Source organism: Pseudomonas sp. LLC-1, assembly GCF_002992185.1.
Taxonomy (GTDB): domain Bacteria; phylum Pseudomonadota; class Gammaproteobacteria; order Pseudomonadales; family Pseudomonadaceae; genus Aquipseudomonas; species Aquipseudomonas monteilii.
Map to the genome: position 1 here is coordinate 51,183 of NZ_LUVY01000005.1, position 18,470 is coordinate 69,652.

14 protein-coding genes are annotated in these 18,470 nt (G+C 62.4%); 10 read left to right on the forward strand and 4 right to left on the reverse strand.

Features of this window, described 5'->3' with window-relative positions; genetic code table 11:
- Positions 1 to 28: 28 nt before the first annotated feature.
- Positions 29 to 1,414, reverse strand: a complete 1,386-nt coding sequence (locus A0O30_RS03310; RefSeq protein WP_105945567.1) for a GntP family permease — start codon at positions 1,412 to 1,414, stop codon at positions 29 to 31.
- 456 nt (positions 1,415 to 1,870) lie between these two features.
- Between A0O30_RS03310 and A0O30_RS03315 the strand changes: the two genes are divergently transcribed.
- Positions 1,871 to 2,800 carry a malate dehydrogenase gene (locus A0O30_RS03315; RefSeq protein WP_105945568.1) on the forward strand — a complete coding sequence of 310 codons (930 nt, stop codon included), beginning with the start codon at positions 1,871 to 1,873 and terminating at the stop codon, positions 2,798 to 2,800.
- Positions 2,801 to 2,888: 88 nt separating this feature from the next.
- Here A0O30_RS03315 and A0O30_RS03320 read toward each other — a convergent pair whose 3' ends face one another.
- Positions 2,889 to 3,074 carry a hypothetical protein gene (locus tag A0O30_RS03320; RefSeq protein ID WP_177410246.1) on the reverse strand — a complete coding sequence of 62 codons (186 nt, stop codon included), beginning with the start codon at positions 3,072 to 3,074 and terminating at the stop codon, positions 2,889 to 2,891.
- Between the two features lie 325 nt (positions 3,075 to 3,399).
- Between A0O30_RS03320 and A0O30_RS03325 the strand changes: the two genes are divergently transcribed.
- From A0O30_RS03325 to A0O30_RS03365, 9 genes are all read left to right on the forward strand, one after another.
- Positions 3,400 to 3,936, forward strand: a complete 537-nt coding sequence (locus A0O30_RS03325) for a sigma-70 family RNA polymerase sigma factor (RefSeq protein ID WP_104833497.1) — start codon at positions 3,400 to 3,402, stop codon at positions 3,934 to 3,936.
- Positions 3,933 to 4,898 (forward strand): FecR domain-containing protein, encoded by a 966-nt coding sequence (locus A0O30_RS03330; RefSeq protein WP_105945569.1) that lies wholly within the window; start codon positions 3,933 to 3,935, stop codon positions 4,896 to 4,898. Before A0O30_RS03325 ends, A0O30_RS03330 begins: the two co-directional genes overlap by 4 nt.
- Before the next feature lie 91 nt (positions 4,899 to 4,989).
- Positions 4,990 to 7,425, forward strand: a complete 2,436-nt coding sequence (locus tag A0O30_RS03335; RefSeq protein WP_105945570.1) for a TonB-dependent receptor — start codon at positions 4,990 to 4,992, stop codon at positions 7,423 to 7,425.
- 361 nt (positions 7,426 to 7,786) lie between these two features.
- Positions 7,787 to 8,308, forward strand: a complete 522-nt coding sequence (locus A0O30_RS03340) for an RNA polymerase sigma factor (RefSeq protein ID WP_110740597.1) — start codon at positions 7,787 to 7,789, stop codon at positions 8,306 to 8,308.
- Positions 8,305 to 9,228, forward strand: a complete 924-nt coding sequence (locus A0O30_RS03345) for a FecR domain-containing protein (RefSeq protein WP_105945572.1) — start codon at positions 8,305 to 8,307, stop codon at positions 9,226 to 9,228. The genes A0O30_RS03340 and A0O30_RS03345 overlap by 4 nt, the downstream gene beginning before the upstream one ends.
- 91 nt (positions 9,229 to 9,319) lie before the next feature.
- Positions 9,320 to 11,743: a TonB-dependent receptor gene (locus A0O30_RS03350; protein ID WP_105945573.1), complete on the forward strand. Its 2,424-nt coding sequence runs from the start codon at positions 9,320 to 9,322 to the stop codon at positions 11,741 to 11,743.
- A 109-nt stretch (positions 11,744 to 11,852) separates the two neighbouring features.
- On the forward strand, positions 11,853 to 12,350 hold the full coding sequence (locus A0O30_RS03355; protein ID WP_105945574.1) for an RNA polymerase sigma factor: 498 nt from the start codon (positions 11,853 to 11,855) through the stop codon (positions 12,348 to 12,350).
- Positions 12,351 to 12,355: 5 nt separating this feature from the next.
- The gene (locus A0O30_RS03360) at positions 12,356 to 13,285 is read left to right on the forward strand and encodes a FecR family protein (protein ID WP_105945575.1); all 930 of its coding nucleotides are present in this window, start codon (positions 12,356 to 12,358) and stop codon (positions 13,283 to 13,285) included.
- A gap of 133 nt (positions 13,286 to 13,418) precedes the next feature.
- Positions 13,419 to 15,773: a TonB-dependent siderophore receptor gene (locus A0O30_RS03365; RefSeq protein WP_256589593.1), complete on the forward strand. Its 2,355-nt coding sequence runs from the start codon at positions 13,419 to 13,421 to the stop codon at positions 15,771 to 15,773.
- Positions 15,774 to 15,986: 213 nt separating this feature from the next.
- On the opposite strand, the gene A0O30_RS03370 is transcribed toward A0O30_RS03365, so the two are convergent.
- A complete protein-coding gene (locus A0O30_RS03370; protein ID WP_105945576.1) occupies positions 15,987 to 16,940 on the reverse strand; it encodes an arsenic resistance protein in 954 nt (317 codons plus the stop codon).
- Between the two features lie 114 nt (positions 16,941 to 17,054).
- Positions 17,055 to 18,308, reverse strand: coding sequence for a serine hydroxymethyltransferase (gene glyA, locus A0O30_RS03375; protein WP_016713363.1), 1,254 nt, complete (start codon positions 18,306 to 18,308; stop codon positions 17,055 to 17,057).
- Between the last annotated feature and the right edge of the window lie 162 nt (positions 18,309 to 18,470).

The following is an 18,470-nucleotide window of genomic DNA, read 5'->3' on the forward strand; positions in this document are numbered from 1 at the left end:
CACGGCGGCCAAGCTTTTTAAATCCGGCTCAGCTCACTGTAATCGCCGCATTCAACACCAACACCACCATCAACCCGACCAAAGCCACGATGGACTGCACCACCGAAATGGTCTTGGTGGCTTCGCCCATGGTCATGCCGAACGATTCCTTCACCATCCAGAACCCTGCATGGTTGGCATAGTTGAAGAACAGCGACCCGCAGCCGATGGACAAGGCCAGCAACGGCAGGTTGAGGCTAGGGTCTGCCCCCGCAAGCGGTGCCAGCAAGCCGGCAGCCCCGACGATACCCACCGTGGCGGAACCGGTAGACACCGAGAGCAACATCGCGATCAGCCACCCCAGGATCAAGGGCGGGAACGCCGATTGCTGGGTCAGGTGCACAATGGCATCGCCCACCTTGGCGCTGGTCAGCATCTCCTGAAAGGCGCCGCCGCCGGCGATGATCATGATGATGGAGGCGATAGGCTTGAGGCTTTTGCCCAACGCATCACGCAGCTGTTCGGCGTCGCCGCCACGCGCCAGTACCAGGCTGGCGCCGGCGAATAGCACGCCCAGCAGCATGGCGATCAGCGGGTTGCCCAGGAAGCTGGCCATTTCCAGCAGCGCATTGCCCTTGGGCAGCAGCATCTCGGCAACGGCATGCACCAGCATCAGGATCGCCGGCAGCAGCGCGGCCAGCATGCCGATGAATACGCCGGGGCGGGGCTGGTTGTCGGCTTTTTCCGTCAGGGTGAACTGGTCCAGCAATGCCTGATCAGGCCGGGTGCTCATACGCTTCGAGATGAACATGCCATACAGCGGGCCGCCCAGAATCATTGCCGGGATAGCCGCCAGGAAGCCATAGAGCATGGTCGGCCCCACCGAGGTCTTGAGCACGGCAATGGCGGTCAAGGGGCCTGGGTGCGGGGGCACCATGCCGTGCATGGCGGCCAGCGCCGAAATCACCGGCACACCAACGTACACATACGCCGAGCCTTTGAAGCGCGCCTTGCCTTCCAGCTTGCGCGCCACGCTGAAAATCAGCGGCAGCATGATTACCAGGCCCACTTCGAAAAACATCGGGATGCCGATGACAAAGGCAACCAGCATCATGGCCCAGGGGATCATGCGGTCCGGGGTGCGTTTGAGGATCACATCAGCGACCTGCTCGGTGACGCCCGCATCAGCCAGGATTTTGCCAAGCATGGCACCAAGCGCGATCACCACGCCGACTGCGCCCAGGGTCTTTCCGGCGCCTGTGAGCAGGTGGGAGACGATGCTGCCGGGCTCCATGTGGGTAGCGAAACCCACACCGATGGACACCACCAGCAAGGCCAGGAGGGGGTGCATCTTCAGGCGCGACACAATGAGCGCCACCAGCACCAGGACACTGACCAAGGCAGTCAGCAACAGCTGTATATCTAAAGGAGTCATGCAAGGAATCTCGGTTGGGCAGGCACTCTGGCGGCACTCAGGATTTGAAGGCGGACGATTCGACGTCGAGAGGAATGGCACTGAGGCCTACGGATGGAGGTTCCGCACACGGCAAATGAACATTGTTGGGTGGGGTATTCATGGAGCGATTCACCTTGTTATTTGGTCATCTATATGAATCGTTTCAAAGTATTTCGGTTGTGACCGGACACTGTCAAGCGCAGGTGGTCGTCTCTTGAGCGATGCATCGAGCCATTACTGTGGGAGCGGGCAAGCCCGCGAAGCAGGCGACGCTGTGGATGGCACCGGCTGTGCCGGTGTTCGCGGGCACGCCCGCTCCCACAGTGATCGCACCAGTCAGGCATCACCTTCGAGTGGCCTTTTAGCCCCGGCAGGCAATACTTCTCTCTATACGCAGGCGTGTTCCTAGTGGCGCGCGCCGCTGGGAGGTGTCTGGTGAACAAACTTTCAATCATAGGTGCCGGCCTGGTCGGCGAGGCGGCGGCGCAGATCATCGCCCGGGATGAGTTGTGCCGTGAGCTGGTGTTGATGGACGTGCAGGGTGAGCTGGCGCAGGGCAAGGCGCTGGATGTGTGGCAGGCCGCTGTGGAGTCCGGCTCCGATACCCGTGTGTACGGCGGGGCCAAGGCTGAAATGCTGGTGGGCTCCGAGCTGGTGGTGATTACCGCAGGCGTGCCGCGCAAGCCCGGCCAGTCGCGCCAGGATGTGCTGAGCATCAATTTGCCGATACTGGATGGCATTATGGCCGACATCAAACAGCATGCCCCGACGGCAACGGTGCTGGTGGTGTCCAACCCGGTCGACGTGCTCACCTATCGTGCCTGGAGCCTCAGCGGTCTGGGGCGCGACAAGGTGTTCGGGCAGGCGGGGGTGCTGGACACCGCGCGCATGAAGTGTTTCATCGCTGAGCAAACCGGGTTCTCTGCACGGGATATCACGGCGCTGGTGCTGGGCGGGCATGGCGACAGCATGGTGCCGCTGATGCGCTACTGCCAGATCGGCTCGGTGCCGCTTTCCCACTTCCTGTCCAATGAGCAGATCGAGCAAATTGTGGAGCGCACGCGTAAGGGCGGCGGCGAGATTCTGGGTTTGAAAAAAATGGGCAGCGCCTGCGATGCGCCGGGCGTGGCCATTGCGCAGATGGTGGATGCCATCGCCAATGGGCGAAACCGCATTTTGCCGGCAGTGGCGATTCTGGAAGGGGAGTACGGGCGCAAGGACATTGCCATGGGCGTGCCCTGTGTACTGGCGGACGCGGGGCTTACGCGGGTGATCGAGTTGCCGCTGGATGCGCAGGAGCAGGCGATGTTTGACCATTCTGCCGATCAGGTGGCGCGGGATATTGCTGAGATGAAGGCGTTGTGAACGAGGGGATGGTTCTATCGCCGATGAAGTGGTCGACGATAGAACCGTTGGAAACAGTGATCAAATCTTGGCCAGTCACTGTGAAAGCTCATGGGCAATGAGGAGTTGACTCTTTAGCTTGCGAGCCGGCCTGGCGGCTCAAAATTTGCTCTGGCGTGGTTACCTTACCGTTGCCCATCTTGGCTTCTTTGAGTGCTTGTCGTAGGTCAGATAGATGTTGGCCTGCGTTGAGCTCAATAGCCTTGGCAACACGTTCAATTCTGATGTCGTGCATTTCATTCCACCTTAATGACCAATGCGGTGACCATCTCGCTGAGTTCGTAACTCGGAGCGATTGAGACAAACACTTGCAATCAGGTGTTTTCATATCACCAAGTGCGAGTTTTGGCTCTATTGATGAGCTAATCCCAGACGTTTCCTACAATCTTGATTCAGTTGGGCAAAGGGTGTTCGAGTAGGTGTAGCGGGATCCACCGAACCCATTTCGGTATGTATGCCTTGGTTTTGCCGCGCTCGAACTGGATACCATCCCAATTGCTCACCCCCATTCATCCAAGCTACCATTGCTAATAATTCCTATTAGCACAACGGCGTCCCCCATGAATGCCCCTCCCAGTGCTCCTGCCCCGGGCCTCGAACTGGAGACCCTCTACCGTGCCCACCACGGCTGGATCCGCCAGTGGCTGCAGCGCAAGCTCGGCAATGCCCATGATGCGGCGGAGCTGGCGCAGGATGTGTTCGTGCGGCTGCTCACCAAACCCCGCGCCTTCAATGACCAGGAGCACGCGCGCGCCTACCTCGGGCGTATGTCGCGCAATGCCTGTGTGGACTTCTGGCGGCGGCGGCGGGTAGAGCAGGCCTACCTGGAAGTGCTGGCCGCCCAGCCCGAGCACCTGGTGCCGTCGCTTGAGCATCAGGCTGTGATCCTCGAAACACTGGAGCAATTGCAGGCGATGTTCGAGCGCATGCCCAAGCGGGTGGCCGAGGCGTTCTTCATGGCGCAGCTACAGGGCATGAAGCAACGCGAGATCGCCGAGCAACTGGGCGTGAGCGAGCGCAGCGTGAACACCTACCTGGCCCAGGCGATGTACCAGTGCCTGCTGCTGGAAGTGGACCTGGACGACGCGCTGACATGAGCCGGGCGTCACTCGACCATGCCGTGCTGCAAGCGGCTGCCGGCTGGTTCGCGCGGTTGCATGCAGCGCAGAACGACCCCGCCGCCAACGCACAATGGCATGCCTGGCTGAACGAAGATGCGCGCCATCGCCTGGCCTGGTCCTATGTGGAAAACATCAACCAGCGTTTTGGCAACCTCGACGGCCAGGCAGAGCAGGCCCGGCAGGTGTTCGACAGCGTTCGCCGTGGCCAGCAATCGCGCCGGGCCGTGCTTGGCAGCCTGTGTGTGGCGGGTGCGGCAGGGGTGTTGGGGTGGGGCGGCTGGCAGCGGGGTTGGGTGGACTCGCCACGCGCCTGGTTTGCTACCTACCGCACCGGCCTGGGCGAGGTGCGGCCGCTTACGTTGGCCGATGGCAGCCAGCTGTGGCTGAACGGCGGCACGGCGCTGGATGTGCAGTTCGATGAAAATGTACGGCAACTGCGCCTGTATCGTGGCGAAATCCTGATAGAAACCGGCAAAGACCCTCGTCCCCTGGCCGTCGTGACGCGGGCAGGGCGCATGCAACCGCTCGGCACGCGGTTCAGCGTTCGGGACCAAGGGCTGACAACCACCTTGAGTGTGTTCGAAGGCGCCGTGCAGGCCACCTGTTCCGACAGTGGTGTGCAAACCACGCTGGGCGCCGGGCACATGCTGGTGTTCGACGCGCAGCAGGCCGGCGCGTCGGCGGCTGCACAGGCCTTGCGCCAGGACTGGAGCCGTGGCGTGCTGGTGGCGGAAGACATGCCGCTGGGCCAGGTGGTCGATGTGCTGCGCGACTACCGCCGTGGCCACCTTGGCATTGATCCCGCGCTGAACAGCTTGCGCGCCGTGGGTACCTTCCCGTTGCAGGACACCGACCGCACCCTGGCCATGCTCGAACGTGCGTTGCCCATTCGGGTGGTGCGCACCTTGCCTTGGTGGGTCTCGATCGAAGCACGCTGAAAAATTTTCAAAATTCTTTTTCTGGTTTTGAGGTGCTCATGCGCTTGGTGGGATGACGCTACTTCATCCTGCTTCCGGAAGGACCCCTTTCATGCTGCTTCGCGACTCTGCTTCCCTGCGCCGTCATCCACTGGCCCTTGCCATTCTCCTTGCCCTTGGCGGCCATGTTGCCGCTGCCCAGGCCGACAACACCGGCGCAGCGGCGCAAGGCGTGGTGTTCGACATCCCGGCCGGGCCGCTGGCGCGGCAACTGAACCTGCTGGCCAGCCAAGCCGGGTTGTTGATTGGCGGCGATGCCACGCTCACGGCCAACAAGCAGAGCCAGGTGGTGCACGCCACCAGTGTGGAGCAGGCGCTGGCGCAAATGTTGGCCGGCAGCGGTGTGGAAGCCGTGCGCACGGGCGAACGGGAGTTTCAGCTGGTGCGCCAGGCCGAGGCGGCGGCAGGCGCCGTGACCCTGGGTAGCACCACCATTTCCGGTCAGGGCCTTGGCGATGTGACGGAGGGCACGGGGGCTTACGCCACGGGCCGTTCGTCCACCGCCACCAAGCTGCCGATGAGCCTGCGCGAAACGCCGCAGTCGGTCACCGTGGTCACCCGCCAGCGCATGGATGACCAGAACATGAAAAACCTCGATGACGTGATGCGCAATGCCACCGGCATCACCATCATCAAGAACGGCAGCGAGCGCTCGCTGTACCAGGCGCGCGGGCAGACAGTCGAAAACCTGCAGATCGACGGTGTGCCGACCAACATCGGCAACCCGTACTCGATGGACACCATCTCCAAGCCCAACACCGACATCTACGATCGCGTGGAAGTGGTGCGCGGCGCCACCGGCCTGATGGAAGGGGCGGGCAACCCGTCAGCGTCCATCAACCTGATTCGCAAGCGGCCCACGGCCGAGCGCCAGGCGTTGATCGAAACATCGGTCGGCTCGTGGGACGACTACAAGACCATGGTCGACCTGTCGGCGCCGCTGAACGAAGCGGGTACCCTGCGCGGTCGCTCGGTCATTTCGTACAACAATGCCAACAGCTATCTGGACACCGCCCAGAAAGAAAACCAGCTGTTCTACGGCATTATCGAAGCCGACCTGAATGAGTCGACCCTGGCCACCTTCGGTTTCACCTACCAGAAGGAGCGCAACTCCGGTTACGACTGGTCGGGCCTGCCCAGCCAGGAGAGCGGCGCGTTCTACCCGATTTCGCGGTCCACGTCGCTGACTGGCGACTGGAACCACCTGGACAAGCGCAATACCACCCTGTTTGCCGATATCCAGCACACCTTCGCCAACGGCTGGAAGGGCGTGGTGGCCGTGAACCAGATGTGGGCGAAATCGGACTTCCTGGGTAACTACACCTACCCGGGCGGTGGCACTGACCTGTTCACCCTCAACCCGCGCCACTTTCGCTTCGATGACACCCAGACCAGCATCGACGGCTACTTCACCGGCCCGTTCCAGCTACTGGGTCGCCAACATGAGCTGATCGTGGGCGGCAACTGGAACAAGGACGACTTCGACTATCACGGCGGGCGCGATGCCACTTACAGCTACATCGTCGACATGAACAACCTGGCGGCGTTCGACCCGCCCAGGCCGACCGGCCTTAACGTCAACCAGTGGCAATACAACCGCACCCAAGAGCAGAAGGGCGTGTATGCGGCCAGCCGGTTCAGCCTTACCGACAGCACCACGTTCATCCTCGGCAGCCGCTGGAGCTGGTACAGCCACGATTCGCTGGACGACACCAATGGCAAGCGTGAGCCCACAGACTATAAGCACTTCTCCAAGAGTGGCGAAGTCACCCCGTATGCGGGCCTGGTGCAGGACCTGAGTGAAAACTGGTCGGCCTATGCCAGCTATACCGAAATTTTCAAACCGCAGAGCTCGGAGGACGTGAATGGCAACACCCTGCTCCCGATGACCGGCAGCAATTACGAGATCGGTTTGAAGGGGGAGTTCCTGGACAAGCGCCTGCAAACCTCCATCGCGCTGTTCCAGTCCGACCAGACTGGCCGTGCCGAGCGGGTGACCTGTGCGCAGACCTTTGCTTGCTACCGTGCATCCGACAAGGTGCGCAACAAAGGCATCGAGCTGGAGCTGACCGGTGAGGTGTTGCCGAACTGGAACGTGTCGGCGGGCTACACCTATACCCAGTCCAAATACATTGCGGGTGAGCAGAAAGGCGAAGACTTCAACGGCGCCTCGCCACGCCACCTGTTCAAGGTCGCGACCGATTACCGTCTGCCAGGTGCGCTCAACCAGCTGCGTGTAGGCGGCAGCTTCTATGCGCAAAGCAAGATGACCCAGACCGAGGTTGGCGAAGACTACAAAATCCAGCAGGACGCCTACCACCTGACCAACCTGCATGCGATCTACGAGATCAACAAGAACCTTGAGGTGCAGTACAACCTGGATAACGTGTTCGACAAGAAGTACTACCAGACCCTGGGCAACCCCAACTACTGGAACTTCTACGGCGAGCCGCGCAATTTCAACCTGGCGCTGCGGGCCAGGTTCTAACGGTGTAGCTGAAGTAAGCACATAACCTGTGGGAGCGGGCGAGCCCTAATGCCTGTCAGTTAAGCCAATTGGGTCTGCTGCGCAGCCCATCGCCGGCAAGCCAGCTCCCACACCGACTGCATCGCACTCAAGCCATGCGCTGTACCTGTGGGAGCCTGGCTTGCCGGCGATGGGGCGCAAAGCGGCCCCAATAACCTTAACTGACTGGCATTAGGGCGAGCCCGCGAACACCGGCGCAGCCGGTGCCATCCATCGCGTCGCCTGCTTCGCGGGCATGCCCGCACACAATGTCTACGCTTGCGATAAATTCTCAACAACGCTAGCATCGCCGCTCCAGCCACCCCAGCACACGCGCCAGTCCATGTCCGACGAGCAGGAAGCCCGCAGTCTGTCGCTGCTCTACCAACGGCACCGCAACGAATTGCTGGCCTTCCTCACCCGCAAGGTGCGCTGCCGCGAAACGGCCCGGGACTTGCTGCAGGACGCCTTCGTGCGCCTGCTGCACAGCGAGCACGGCCAGGTTGGCAACCTGCGCGCGTTCCTTTACCGCATCGCCACCAACCTGAGCATCGACCACGCCCGCCGTACCCAGGTGCGTGGGGTGAACGACGAGCAAGCGCTGGACCAGTTACTGACCGATACCACGCCCGAGCGCAGTGCGATGGCGGGCAACACGCTGGCGCATCTGGAGCGGTTGATCGATGGCTTGCCATCGCCCACCCGTGAGGTGTTTCTGCTGGCCCGGGTGGAGCAAATGAGCTACAAGGACATCGCCACGCGGCTTGGCATCAATGAGCGCGCCGTCGAGCGGCATTTGAACAAAGCCCTCAGCCACTGCGCTGCCGCCGCGCTGGATGCCCGCATCAAGACTGAATCGCCATGACCGTCTCTCCCGACCACGACCCTATCGCGCACCAGCAAGCCCTGGACTGGTTTACCCGCCTGCGCGCCGAAAACCCTGGCAGCGAAGAGCATGCGGCGTTCGAGGCCTGGCGGCTGCAACCACAAAACGCACGGGCATATGCCGAGGTGGAGCAGCTGTGGCAAACCCTTGAACTGCCCGCACACCGGGTGCGCAAGGCCGACCGTGCCAAGGCCGGGCGTTGGCCGCGTTACGCGGCTGCTGCCTGCCTGCTAGTGGCCGCTGGTGCGGTCTGGCTGTCGGTGCCGGCGTTGCAGGGCTTGGGCAGCGACTACGCCACGCTGGCGGGCGAGCGCCGCGAGGTGCTGCTGAACGATGGCTCCCGCCTGTGGCTGGACAGCGCCAGCGAGGTGGATGTGGACGTGCAGGGCGCTACACGCACCGTGCGGCTGCGCCAAGGGCGGTTGTTTGCCGATGTGGTGCACGACGGTCGGCCATTCGTGGTGCACGTCGACGAGGCCAAGGTTGAAGTGCTGGGCACGCGCTTTTCGGTCAGCCGCGCAGCGGCAGGTGATGAGGTGGTATTGCTCAGCGGCCGGGTGCAAATCAGCACGCCGGCACAACAGCAATTGCTCGCTCCGGGGCAACGCCTGGAAGTACAGGGCGAGCGGGTAAGCGCGCCGGAAACGGTTGATGCCGAGCGCCTGCTGGCCTGGCGCACCGGGCAGCTGCGGGTGCGTGAGGTGCCGTTGCAACAGGTGCTGCAGCAACTGGCCGGTTACCAAGGCAAGCGCCTGGTGTTGCTGAACGAACAGGCCGGGCAGCGGCTGGTGAGTGGCAGTTTCAACCTGGACAACGCCGACAGCGCCCTGGATGCCTTGGTCAGTAGCCAACAACTGCAAGCCCACCCGTTGCTGGGGCATTGGCTGATCATTCGATAATTTTTTTTACCCGCGCGGGGATTACCGATTCTGCTGCGTCACACCCCACACATAAGAAATATTTGCATTTGCATTTTTCCGGGGAGTACACATGCAGCACCCACGCGATTCTGTTTTCAACCGCCGCCCATTGGCCAGTGCCGTGCTGGCGGCCAGCTTTTTCTCTGCATTGCCCGGGTTGCCAGTGCAGGCTGCCGAGGCAAACGCTGCGCAGGCGCAGAGCCAACGTTTCAGTTTTAACATCCCCGCCCAGGCACTGGCCGATGCGCTCGATGCGTTCAGCGCGCAAAGCGGCTATCAGGTGATTTACAGCGCCAGTGAAGTCATGGGCCAGTCATCCTCTGCGGTGCTGGGCCAGCTCAGCGCGGGCGATGCCATTCGCACCCTGGTGGCCGGCAGCAATGCGCAGCTCAGCCAGCCCAATGCCAGCAGCTTCGTCATCACCTTGCCAGCCCGCGCGGGTAACAGTGTGCAGCTGGAGACCTTGAGCATTTCCGGCAAGGCGCCGGGGTCGACTACCGAGGGCACCGGGCTGTACACCACGTATTCCTCCAGCAGCTCCACGCGCCTGAACCTGACGCCGAAGGAAACCCCGCAATCGCTGACGGTCATGACCCGCCAGCGCCTGGATGACCAGAAGCTCACCACCCTCAACGAGGTGCTGGAGCAGACGCCAGGCATCACCGCGTCGCATACCAGCATCGGCGCCGAGAACAACACCTACTGGTCGCGTGGCTTCCAGATCAACAACTTCGAAATCGACGGTGTGCCGACTTCGTCGCGCATCGACAACTCCACCCAGTACACCGCCATGTACGATCGGGTCGAGATCGTACGGGGCGCCACCGGGTTGATCAGCGGCACCGGCACGCCTTCGGCGACCATCAACCTGATCCGCAAGCGGCCCACCTTCGAGCCGCAGTTCAGCGTCACCGCCGAGGCCGGTAGCTGGGACCGCTACGGCCTGGGCTTCGATGCTTCGGGGCCATTGACCGAAACGGGCAATGTGCGCGGGCGCCTGGTGGTGGACTACAAGGACCAGAAGTACTGGGTTGACCGCATGTCGTCGGATGCCGCGCTGGTGTATGGCATCACCGAGTTCGACCTGGCGGAGTCTACCTTGCTCACCTTGGGTTTCAGCTACGCCAACACCCACACCAACTCGCCGCTGCGTGCGGGCTTCCCGGTGTATTTCAGCAATGGCCAGAAAACCGACTTCCCGCGCTCGACCAACAGCTCGCCTGACTGGGCCTATTACGACCGCAAGGTGACCAACCTTTTCGGCTCCATCGAGCACACGTTCGACAATGGCTGGAGCGCCAAGGTCGAACTCAGCCACACGCAAAACTCCTTCGACCAACTGACCAACTACCTCAACGGCAGCATCGACCAGCAGACCGGCGCCGGTGCCTACATGTACCCCAACCGCTGGTCCGGCACCCCACGGCAGAACACACTGGACGCCTACGTCACCGGCCCCTTCAGCCTGTTCGGCCGCGAGCATGAGCTGATCGTTGGTACCACCCTGTCTCGCTACCGCGAGCACACCCCGGAGCGGGGCGGCTGGTACGGGCCATGGACCGGCTATGACGGCACCATCGACAACTTCTTCACCTGGGATGGCAGCGGCCCACGCCCGGACACCACCCCGGTGGGCAAAAGCCTGATCGACGAAAACCAGTACGCGGCCTACCTGACGTCGCGCTTTCATATCACCGACAACACTCACCTGATCCTCGGCAGCCGGGTGACCGACTGGAAGCGCGAGAACGAGAACATCAGCTACAGCGGCACCAGTACCAAGGACAGCCAGAACCGGCATGGCATCTTCCTGCCGTACGCCGGGCTGGTCTACGACCTGAACGACACCTGGTCGCTGTACGGCAGCTACACCAAAATCTTCAACCCGCAGCAATACGGCATGAAGGACATCAACAACAAGGCGCTGGATCCGCAGGAAGGGGTAGGCTACGAGGTAGGGGTGAAGGGCAGCTTCAACGACGACAAGCTCAATGCCAGCCTGGCGCTGTTCAAGATCGAGCAGGACAACCTGGCCGTGTACCTGCGTGACCCGGATATCTACACCCTTGAGCAGGGCACTACCACTGAAGGCGTTGAGTTGTCGCTGGATGGCGAATTGGCCGAAGGCTGGCAGGCCATGGCCGGTTATGCCTACAGCGTCAGTACCGACCAGGACGACCAGCGCATCGTCACCAATATCCCGCGCCACAGCGTGAAAACCTTCACCACCTACCGCCTGCCGGGCGCCTTGGACAAGCTGACCGTGGGCGGCGGCGTGAACTGGCAGAGCAAGTATGGCCAGGACCTGCGCACTTTCACCCAGGGCAGTTACGCAGTGGTGAACCTGATGACGCGGTATGACGTTACCCGCGACCTGAGCGTGAAGCTCAACCTCAACAACGTGTTCGACAAGACGTACTACGGCTATGCCGACAGCTGGGTGGTGTATGGCGAACCGCGCAATTTCATGACCAGTGTGGAGTACCGGTTCTGATTGGCAGCCGGTAACGACGGGGGAGGGCGGCGTGTGCTTGCCCCGTTGTAAATGAAAACCCTTATCGTTAAAGTCAGCGGCTTCCTCCCCGTCCGGGTCGCACCCAAGCATGAAGACCGAAGAGCTGGAACTGGCTTTCAAGACCCATGCGGGGGAGTTGCGCGCGTTCCTGTACCGGCAGTTGCGCAACACCGACACAGCGGCCGACCTGGTGCAGGAAACCTACCTGCGCATGCTGCGTCAGCCGCCCCGTGGCCCGGTGCTTAACCTGCGCAGCCTGCTGTTTCGCATTGCCCGCAACCTGGTCATCGATCACACCCGCAGCCGTGGCACGCGGGGGCAGCATGACGAGGGCATGGCCTATCTGTACGAAGTCACTGGCGAGAGCCCAGAACCCTTTGCCGAAGTTGCTGCCCGGCGTGAGCTGGCGTTGATGGCCGAGGCGTTGCAGCGCCTGCCGCCGCGCTGCCAGGAGATTTTTCTGCTGTGCCGCCTGGAAGGCATGGCGCACAAGGCGGTAGCCGAGCAGTTGGGCGTGTCGGTGAGTACGGTCGAGAAGCAGCTGGCCATAGCGCTGGACTTTCTGGGCCAGAGTTTGCAACGTTGACGGTCATGCACAAGCCATCCGCTCCTCTCGACCCTTCACTTGACGTACGTCGGGCTGCCCAGGCCTGGGTGGTGCGCTTGACGTCGGGGCATGTGCAACCTGGCGATGTGGAGGCGGCGCGGGCCTGGTGCGCGCAGGCGCCGGAGCATCAGCAGGCATTTGTCGAAGCGCGGCGGCTATGGGCCTTGAGTGGGCAGATGCAGGCGCCGTTGCGTCGGCGTACGCCGGCTCGGCAGTGGGCACTGGCCAGTGCGGCTGTGCTGGTGCTGGGCGTCGGCCTGGCGCTGGCCTGGCAGGGGCAGTGGGGGGCGGATTATCGGACCGGGGTAGGCGAGCGCCGGGTTGTTGCGCTGAGTGATGGCTCGCGCATCAGCCTGGATGCCGAATCGGCGGTGGACGTCGAGCTGACTGCCGGGGCGCGGCGCATCACTTTGCGCAAGGGCGAGGCGGTGTTCGACGTGGCGCATGACCCGGCTCGGCCGTTTACCGTGCAGGCGGGGGAGGTGCAGGCAGCGGCGTTGGGCACTGTGTACGCAGTGAGCCGCGAGGGCGCGGCGGTGGATGTGGTGGTCAGGCGCGGGCGGGTGGCAGTCAGCGATGCGCAGGATCGGGTTGAGCTTGCTGCCGGTGAAGCGGTGGGGCGGGGGGCTGGGCGGTCAGGCAGCAAACATCGGGTGGATGTGGACAGTGCATTGGCCTGGCAAGAGGGGCGGCTGGTATTCGAGCAGGCCCCACTGGCGCAGGTGTTGAAAGCGCTGGAGCGCTATCGGCCGGGGTGGCTGGTGATCGGCGACGAACAATTGCGTGGCTTGAAGGTGAGCGGCACGTTCCGGCTGGACCGGCTGGATGAAGGGTTGGCGACCTTGGAGCAGGCCTTTCCGTTAAGTATCCGGCGCTACTCGGCGTATTTGCTGGTATTTGAGGCGCGTGACTGACTAGCGGTGGATGGCACCGGCTTTGCCGGTGCCATCCCTTAATCGGTATCAAAACTATTTTTACGGGTCTGCTGCAGTCATCCGTCATCCCCTTTCAAAAACGAATGCTTCGTATTTGAAAGGGGGAGTGTTGATGATCCAAGGCCAATTCCGCAGGGCGTCGATGACGTCGTTTTCGCTGCTGTGCGCGCTGCTGCCAGGCCTGGCCCTGGCTGAACCACGTGAGTTCGACATTGCCCCGCAGCCGTTGGCCAGCGCGCTCAATCGCCTGGCCGCGCAGGGCGGGCTGCAGGTGATCTTCGATGGCAACCTCGTGCAGGGCAAGAGCAGCCGCGGCATCAGTGGCAGGCATGAACCGGAAGCAGCACTGTCCGAATTGCTGCAAGGCAGTGGCCTGACCTGGCGCTCCACCGGCAGCGCCAGTGTCACCCTGGAGCCCGCCGCGCAATCGTCCGGCGCGCTGGAGTTGGGGGCGACCTCGATCGTTGGCCAAGCCTACAGTTCGGTCAGCCCGGACGATGGCTACGTGGCCAAACGTTCGTCGGTCGGCAGCAAGACCGACACCCCCTTGATCGAAACCCCGGCTTCGGTCTCGGTCATCACCCGCGAGCAGATCGAGGCCCAGCAGCCCAAGACCGTGGCCCAGGCGCTGCGCTATACTCCGGGCGTCAACACCGAGCTGGCCGGCCCGCAGTTCGTCGTCGATCAATTGTCCATCCGCGGTTTCCAGCAGGGCACCGGGCGCATGTTGCGCGACGGCACTCGCACCTTCCTGCCGGAGTTTCTCGGTTGGGACGCGCCAGAGCCCTACGGCCTGGAGCGCATCGAGGTGCTGCGCGGTGCCAGCTCGGTGCTGTACGGTGCTTCGGACCCAGGCGGGCAGATCAACCTGGTGAGCAAGCGCCCCACCCAGCAGCCTTTGCACGAAGTGCAATTGCAGGCAGGCAACCTGAACTACCAGCAAGGCGCGTTCGACCTGGGTGATGCGCTGGATGACGAAGGCATCTGGAGTTATCGCCTGACCGGCCTGTTCCGCGAAACCGATGCCCAGACCGATCACATCACCAATCGCCGGCAGTACATCGCCCCGGCGCTCAGCTATCGCCCCAGTGCCGATACCGAGCTCACTCTGCTTGGCGAATACCAGCGCCAGACCGGTAACTTCGCCAACGCGCTGCCCGCCAGCGGTACCGTGTTCCGCGATGCGCGTGGTCGACTGGACCGCGACACCTACGTGGGCGACAGTGCCTACGACTTCATGACCAACGAAAAAACCTCGCTGGGCTATGTGTTCGAGCACCACTTCGACGAGGTGTGGACCCTGCGCCAGAACGTGCGCTACAGCAACTACCGGCAGGCCAGCAGCGAGATCGCCCTGTTCGGCCCGGTTGGCGGTGGGCAGTATTCGCGTTACAGCGACCAACGCAAGGGCGATGGCCGCCTGTTCACGGTGGACACCCACGTCCAGGCCAACTTCGCTACCGGGCCGGTGGAGCACACGCTGCTCACGGGGGTGGACTACAACAACGGCAAGTTCGACCAGCAGCAGTCGCTGGACTTCATCCTGCAAAGCTTCGACCCGTTCCAGCCGGTGTACGGCCAGCCGCTGAGCACGGTGCCGTTCAGCTTTGCCAGCTATGAGCAAAAACTGTCCCAGACCGGTGTGTACCTGCAGGACCAGTTGCGCATCGACAACTGGGTGTTGCTGCTGGGTGGCCGCTACGACTGGGCGGCCAACCAGAAGGACGACCGTGCCCCGCAAACCCAGAAGGACGAGCAGTTCAGCGGCCGTGCCGGCTTGGTGTATCTGTTCGACAATGGCCTGGCGCCTTACCTCAGCTACAGCGAGTCGTTCCTGCCAGTCATGGGCACCACTGCCGATGGCACCCAGCTCGACCCGGAAACCGGCAAGCAGTATGAGCTGGGCCTGAAGTACGAACCGCCCGGCAGCAATAGCCTGTACACCGTCGCAGTGTTCGAGCTGACCCGGCAGAACGTGACCGAGAACGTCAACGGCTTCAGCCGCCAGGAAGGCGAGGTGCGTTCGCGCGGTGTGGAACTGGAGGCCAAGACCGAGCTGGCGCCGGGTTTCAACCTGATCGGCAGCTACACCTGGAACGATGTTGAAGTGACCAAGTCCGAACGCGGCAACAAGGGCAACACACCGTTCCGCACACCGGAGCACATGGCCTCGCTGTGGGCGGACTATCTGTTGCCAGGCGGGCTGCGACTGGGCGCGGGCACCCGCTATGTGGGCAGTACCTATGGCGATGCGCAGAACAGCTTCAAGGTCGACAGCTATGTGTTGGTGGACGCAATGGTCAGCTACGAGCTGGGCAAGCTTGATGCTTCGCTCAAGGGTGTGGAGCTGGCGCTCAATGCCAGCAACCTGTTCGACAAGGAGTACGTGGCCGGGTGCTTCAGCGACATGGGCTGCCAGTATGGGCAGCAGCGCACGGTTTACGGGACGGTCACCTATAACTGGTGAGTGCCCAAGGGGCCGCTTTGCGGCCCATCGCCGGCAAGCCAGGCTCCCACAGGTACAGCGCATGGCTTGAGTGCGATGCGGTCGGTGTGGGAGCTGGCTTGCCGGCGATGGGCTGCGCAGCAGCCCCGATTGGCTTAACTGACTGGCATTAGGGCAAGCCCGCGAACACCGGCGAAGCCGGTGCCATATAGCGCATCTACATTAGCGAACGAATCAACCCACGAGCCGTGGCACCGCGCGCACATAAATCAGCTCGCATACCAACTCCACCAGCGTTTGGGTTATCACTGCTGCCGCAGCCAACCCACGGATTTCTTCCGGCAATGCCAGCGCCAGCGGCAACACCACCAGCGAGTTTCGCGTGGCGGCGCTGAAGGTGACCGAGCGTGCTTCGGCAACAGGCAGGCGCAGCAGCCGCGCCGAAATGAACCCAAGCGCGGGCGCCAGCAACATGAAGCCGATGTACACCGGAATGACCGGTAGCAAACGGTCGAAATCTCGCAGCACCACAGCAATCTGCGAGGCGATCACAACCACCAGCACCAGGGCCATCGCCGGTACGGGCAACCACGCCCAGGCGTCGTTCCAGGCCGAAACCGCGCCTGAGCGACGAGCGCCGGCACTGGTGAGCACGGCCAGGATCATTGGCAACACAATCAACAGTACAAAGGCTTCCACGAACGGGGTGATGGAGATTGCCACGTTGCTGCTGTCTCCCAGCATCCAGGCCAGATACACCGGCAGTAGCACCAGTTGCAGCAACAGCAGCACGGGTGTAGCGGCCAAGGTAAGGCGCGAGTCGCCTTTGCCTATGTGGGTGAACACCACCACATAGTCGATGCACGGCGTAAGCAGCACCAGCAAGGCGCCGACGAGGATCGCCGGGTGTTCCACCAGCCCACGGGTAATGGCCCAGACCAGTAACGGCACAAGGATGAAGTTGGCGAGCAGTAACGCGGTGATGAAGCGGCGGTTGCCCAAACCCTGACGCAGGTCGAGGAAAGGGATCTGCAGAAACATCGCATACATCAACACGGCGATGGCGGGGGTCACCAGGGCTTCCAGCTGGCTGGCGCTGTCGCTGGCCATCAAGCCGAAGGCTACGGCCGCGAGCACGGCGGCGAAGTAGATTGGAATCTGGTGGGTTTCGAGTTGTTCCCTGGTCAAGGTGCGGCCTGTGCTCGATAAGTGAATGGGGGCACAGGGTAATACGTGATTGCAGTGGCGCAAACGAAAAAGCCCGGCACTAGGCCGGGCTTCTTCACATCAGGCAATCGCCAATCAGTTGCCGTAAACCGGCAGCTTCTTGCAGATGGCCTTGACCTTCTCACGTACAGCGTCGATGACCGCTTCGTTGTTCAGGTCAGCCAGGATGTCGCAGATCCAGCCGGCCAGCTCGCGGCACTCGGCTTCCTTGAAACCACGGGTGGTAACGGCTGGGGTGCCGAAACGCAGGCCCGAAGTGACGAATGGCGAACGTGGGTCGTTCGGTACCGAGTTCTTGTTGACGGTGATGAACGCTTTGCCCAGGGCGGCGTCAGCGTCCTTACCGGAGATTTCCTGCTTGATCAGCGACAGCAGGAACAGGTGGTTCTGGGTGCCACCGGACACTACGTCGAAACCACGCTCGATGAACACGCTGGCCATGGCCTGGGCGTTCTTCACCACTTGCTGCTGGTAAGCCTTGAACTCAGGCTGCAGGGCTTCCTTGAAGCAGATGGCCTTGGCAGCGATGACGTGCTCCAGCGGGCCGCCTTGGGCGCCCGGGAAGACAGCGGAGTTCAGCTTCTTCTCGATGTCGGCGTTGGCGCGGGCCAGGATCAGGCCGCCGCGCGGGCCGCGCAGGGTCTTGTGCGTGGTGGTGGTGACCACGTCGGCGAACGGAACAGGGTTCGGGTACACGCCAGCGGCAACCAGGCCGGCAACGTGGGCCATGTCGACGAACAGGTAGGCACCGACCTTGTCGGCGATGGCGCGGAAGCGGGCGAAGTCCAGAACCTGCGAGTAGGCCGAGAAGCCGGCAACGATCATCTTCGGCTTGTGCTCGACAGCCAGGCGCTCGACTTCGTCGTAGTCGATCAGGCCGTTGCCGTCGATGCCGTACTGGATGGCGTTGTACAGCTTGCCCGAGGAGCTTACCGAAGCACCGTGGGTCAGGTGGCCACCGTGGGCCAGGCTCATGCCCAGGATGGTGTCACCGGCCGACAGCAGGGCCAGGTAGACGGCAGCGTTGGCCTGGGATCCGGCGTGCGGCTGGACGTTGGCGTAGTCGGCGCCGAACAGCTCCTTGGCACGGTCGATGGCCAGTTGCTCGACGACGTCGACGTATTCGCAACCACCGTAGTAGCGCTTGCCTGGGTAGCCTTCGGCGTACTTGTTGGTCAGGACCGAGCCCTGAGCTTCCATGACTGCCGGGCTGGTGTAGTTTTCCGAAGCGATCAGCTCGATATGCTCTTCCTGGCGCAGAGCTTCTTGCTGCATGGCTTCGAAGAGCTCGGCGTCGTACTTGGCAATGGTCAAATCACGGCTGAACATGGCGGTCCTCAAGGATCGGGGTAGTTTGGGGGGGCATTCTAACCGATTGATTCGCGGCTGGCATATGAAGTGGCATCAAGTCGCGGACCAATGGGCTTCATGTTGCATCCCGCGCCGTGTCTGGGCTGCGCGGGCGCGCTAGTTGACCCGGAAGTCCGCTTT

Bases quoted from the DNA above. Each gene is read 5' to 3' on its own strand.
- A0O30_RS03310 (WP_105945567.1), bottom strand. From the start codon at position 1,414: ATGACTCCTTTAGATATACAGCTGTTGCTGACTGCCTTGGTCAGTGTC.
- A0O30_RS03320 (WP_177410246.1), bottom strand. From the start codon at position 3,074: ATGCACGACATCAGAATTGAACGTGTTGCCAAGGCTATTGAGCTCAAC.
- A0O30_RS03325 (WP_104833497.1), top strand. From the start codon at position 3,400: ATGAATGCCCCTCCCAGTGCTCCTGCCCCGGGCCTCGAACTGGAGACC.
- A0O30_RS03330 (WP_105945569.1), top strand. From the start codon at position 3,933: ATGAGCCGGGCGTCACTCGACCATGCCGTGCTGCAAGCGGCTGCCGGC.
- A0O30_RS03335 (WP_105945570.1), top strand. From the start codon at position 4,990: ATGCTGCTTCGCGACTCTGCTTCCCTGCGCCGTCATCCACTGGCCCTT.
- A0O30_RS03340 (WP_110740597.1), top strand. From the start codon at position 7,787: ATGTCCGACGAGCAGGAAGCCCGCAGTCTGTCGCTGCTCTACCAACGG.
- A0O30_RS03345 (WP_105945572.1), top strand. From the start codon at position 8,305: ATGACCGTCTCTCCCGACCACGACCCTATCGCGCACCAGCAAGCCCTG.
- A0O30_RS03350 (WP_105945573.1), top strand. From the start codon at position 9,320: ATGCAGCACCCACGCGATTCTGTTTTCAACCGCCGCCCATTGGCCAGT.
- A0O30_RS03355 (WP_105945574.1), top strand. From the start codon at position 11,853: ATGAAGACCGAAGAGCTGGAACTGGCTTTCAAGACCCATGCGGGGGAG.
- A0O30_RS03360 (WP_105945575.1), top strand. From the start codon at position 12,356: ATGCACAAGCCATCCGCTCCTCTCGACCCTTCACTTGACGTACGTCGG.
- A0O30_RS03365 (WP_256589593.1), top strand. From the start codon at position 13,419: ATGATCCAAGGCCAATTCCGCAGGGCGTCGATGACGTCGTTTTCGCTG.
- glyA (WP_016713363.1), bottom strand. From the start codon at position 18,308: ATGTTCAGCCGTGATTTGACCATTGCCAAGTACGACGCCGAGCTCTTC.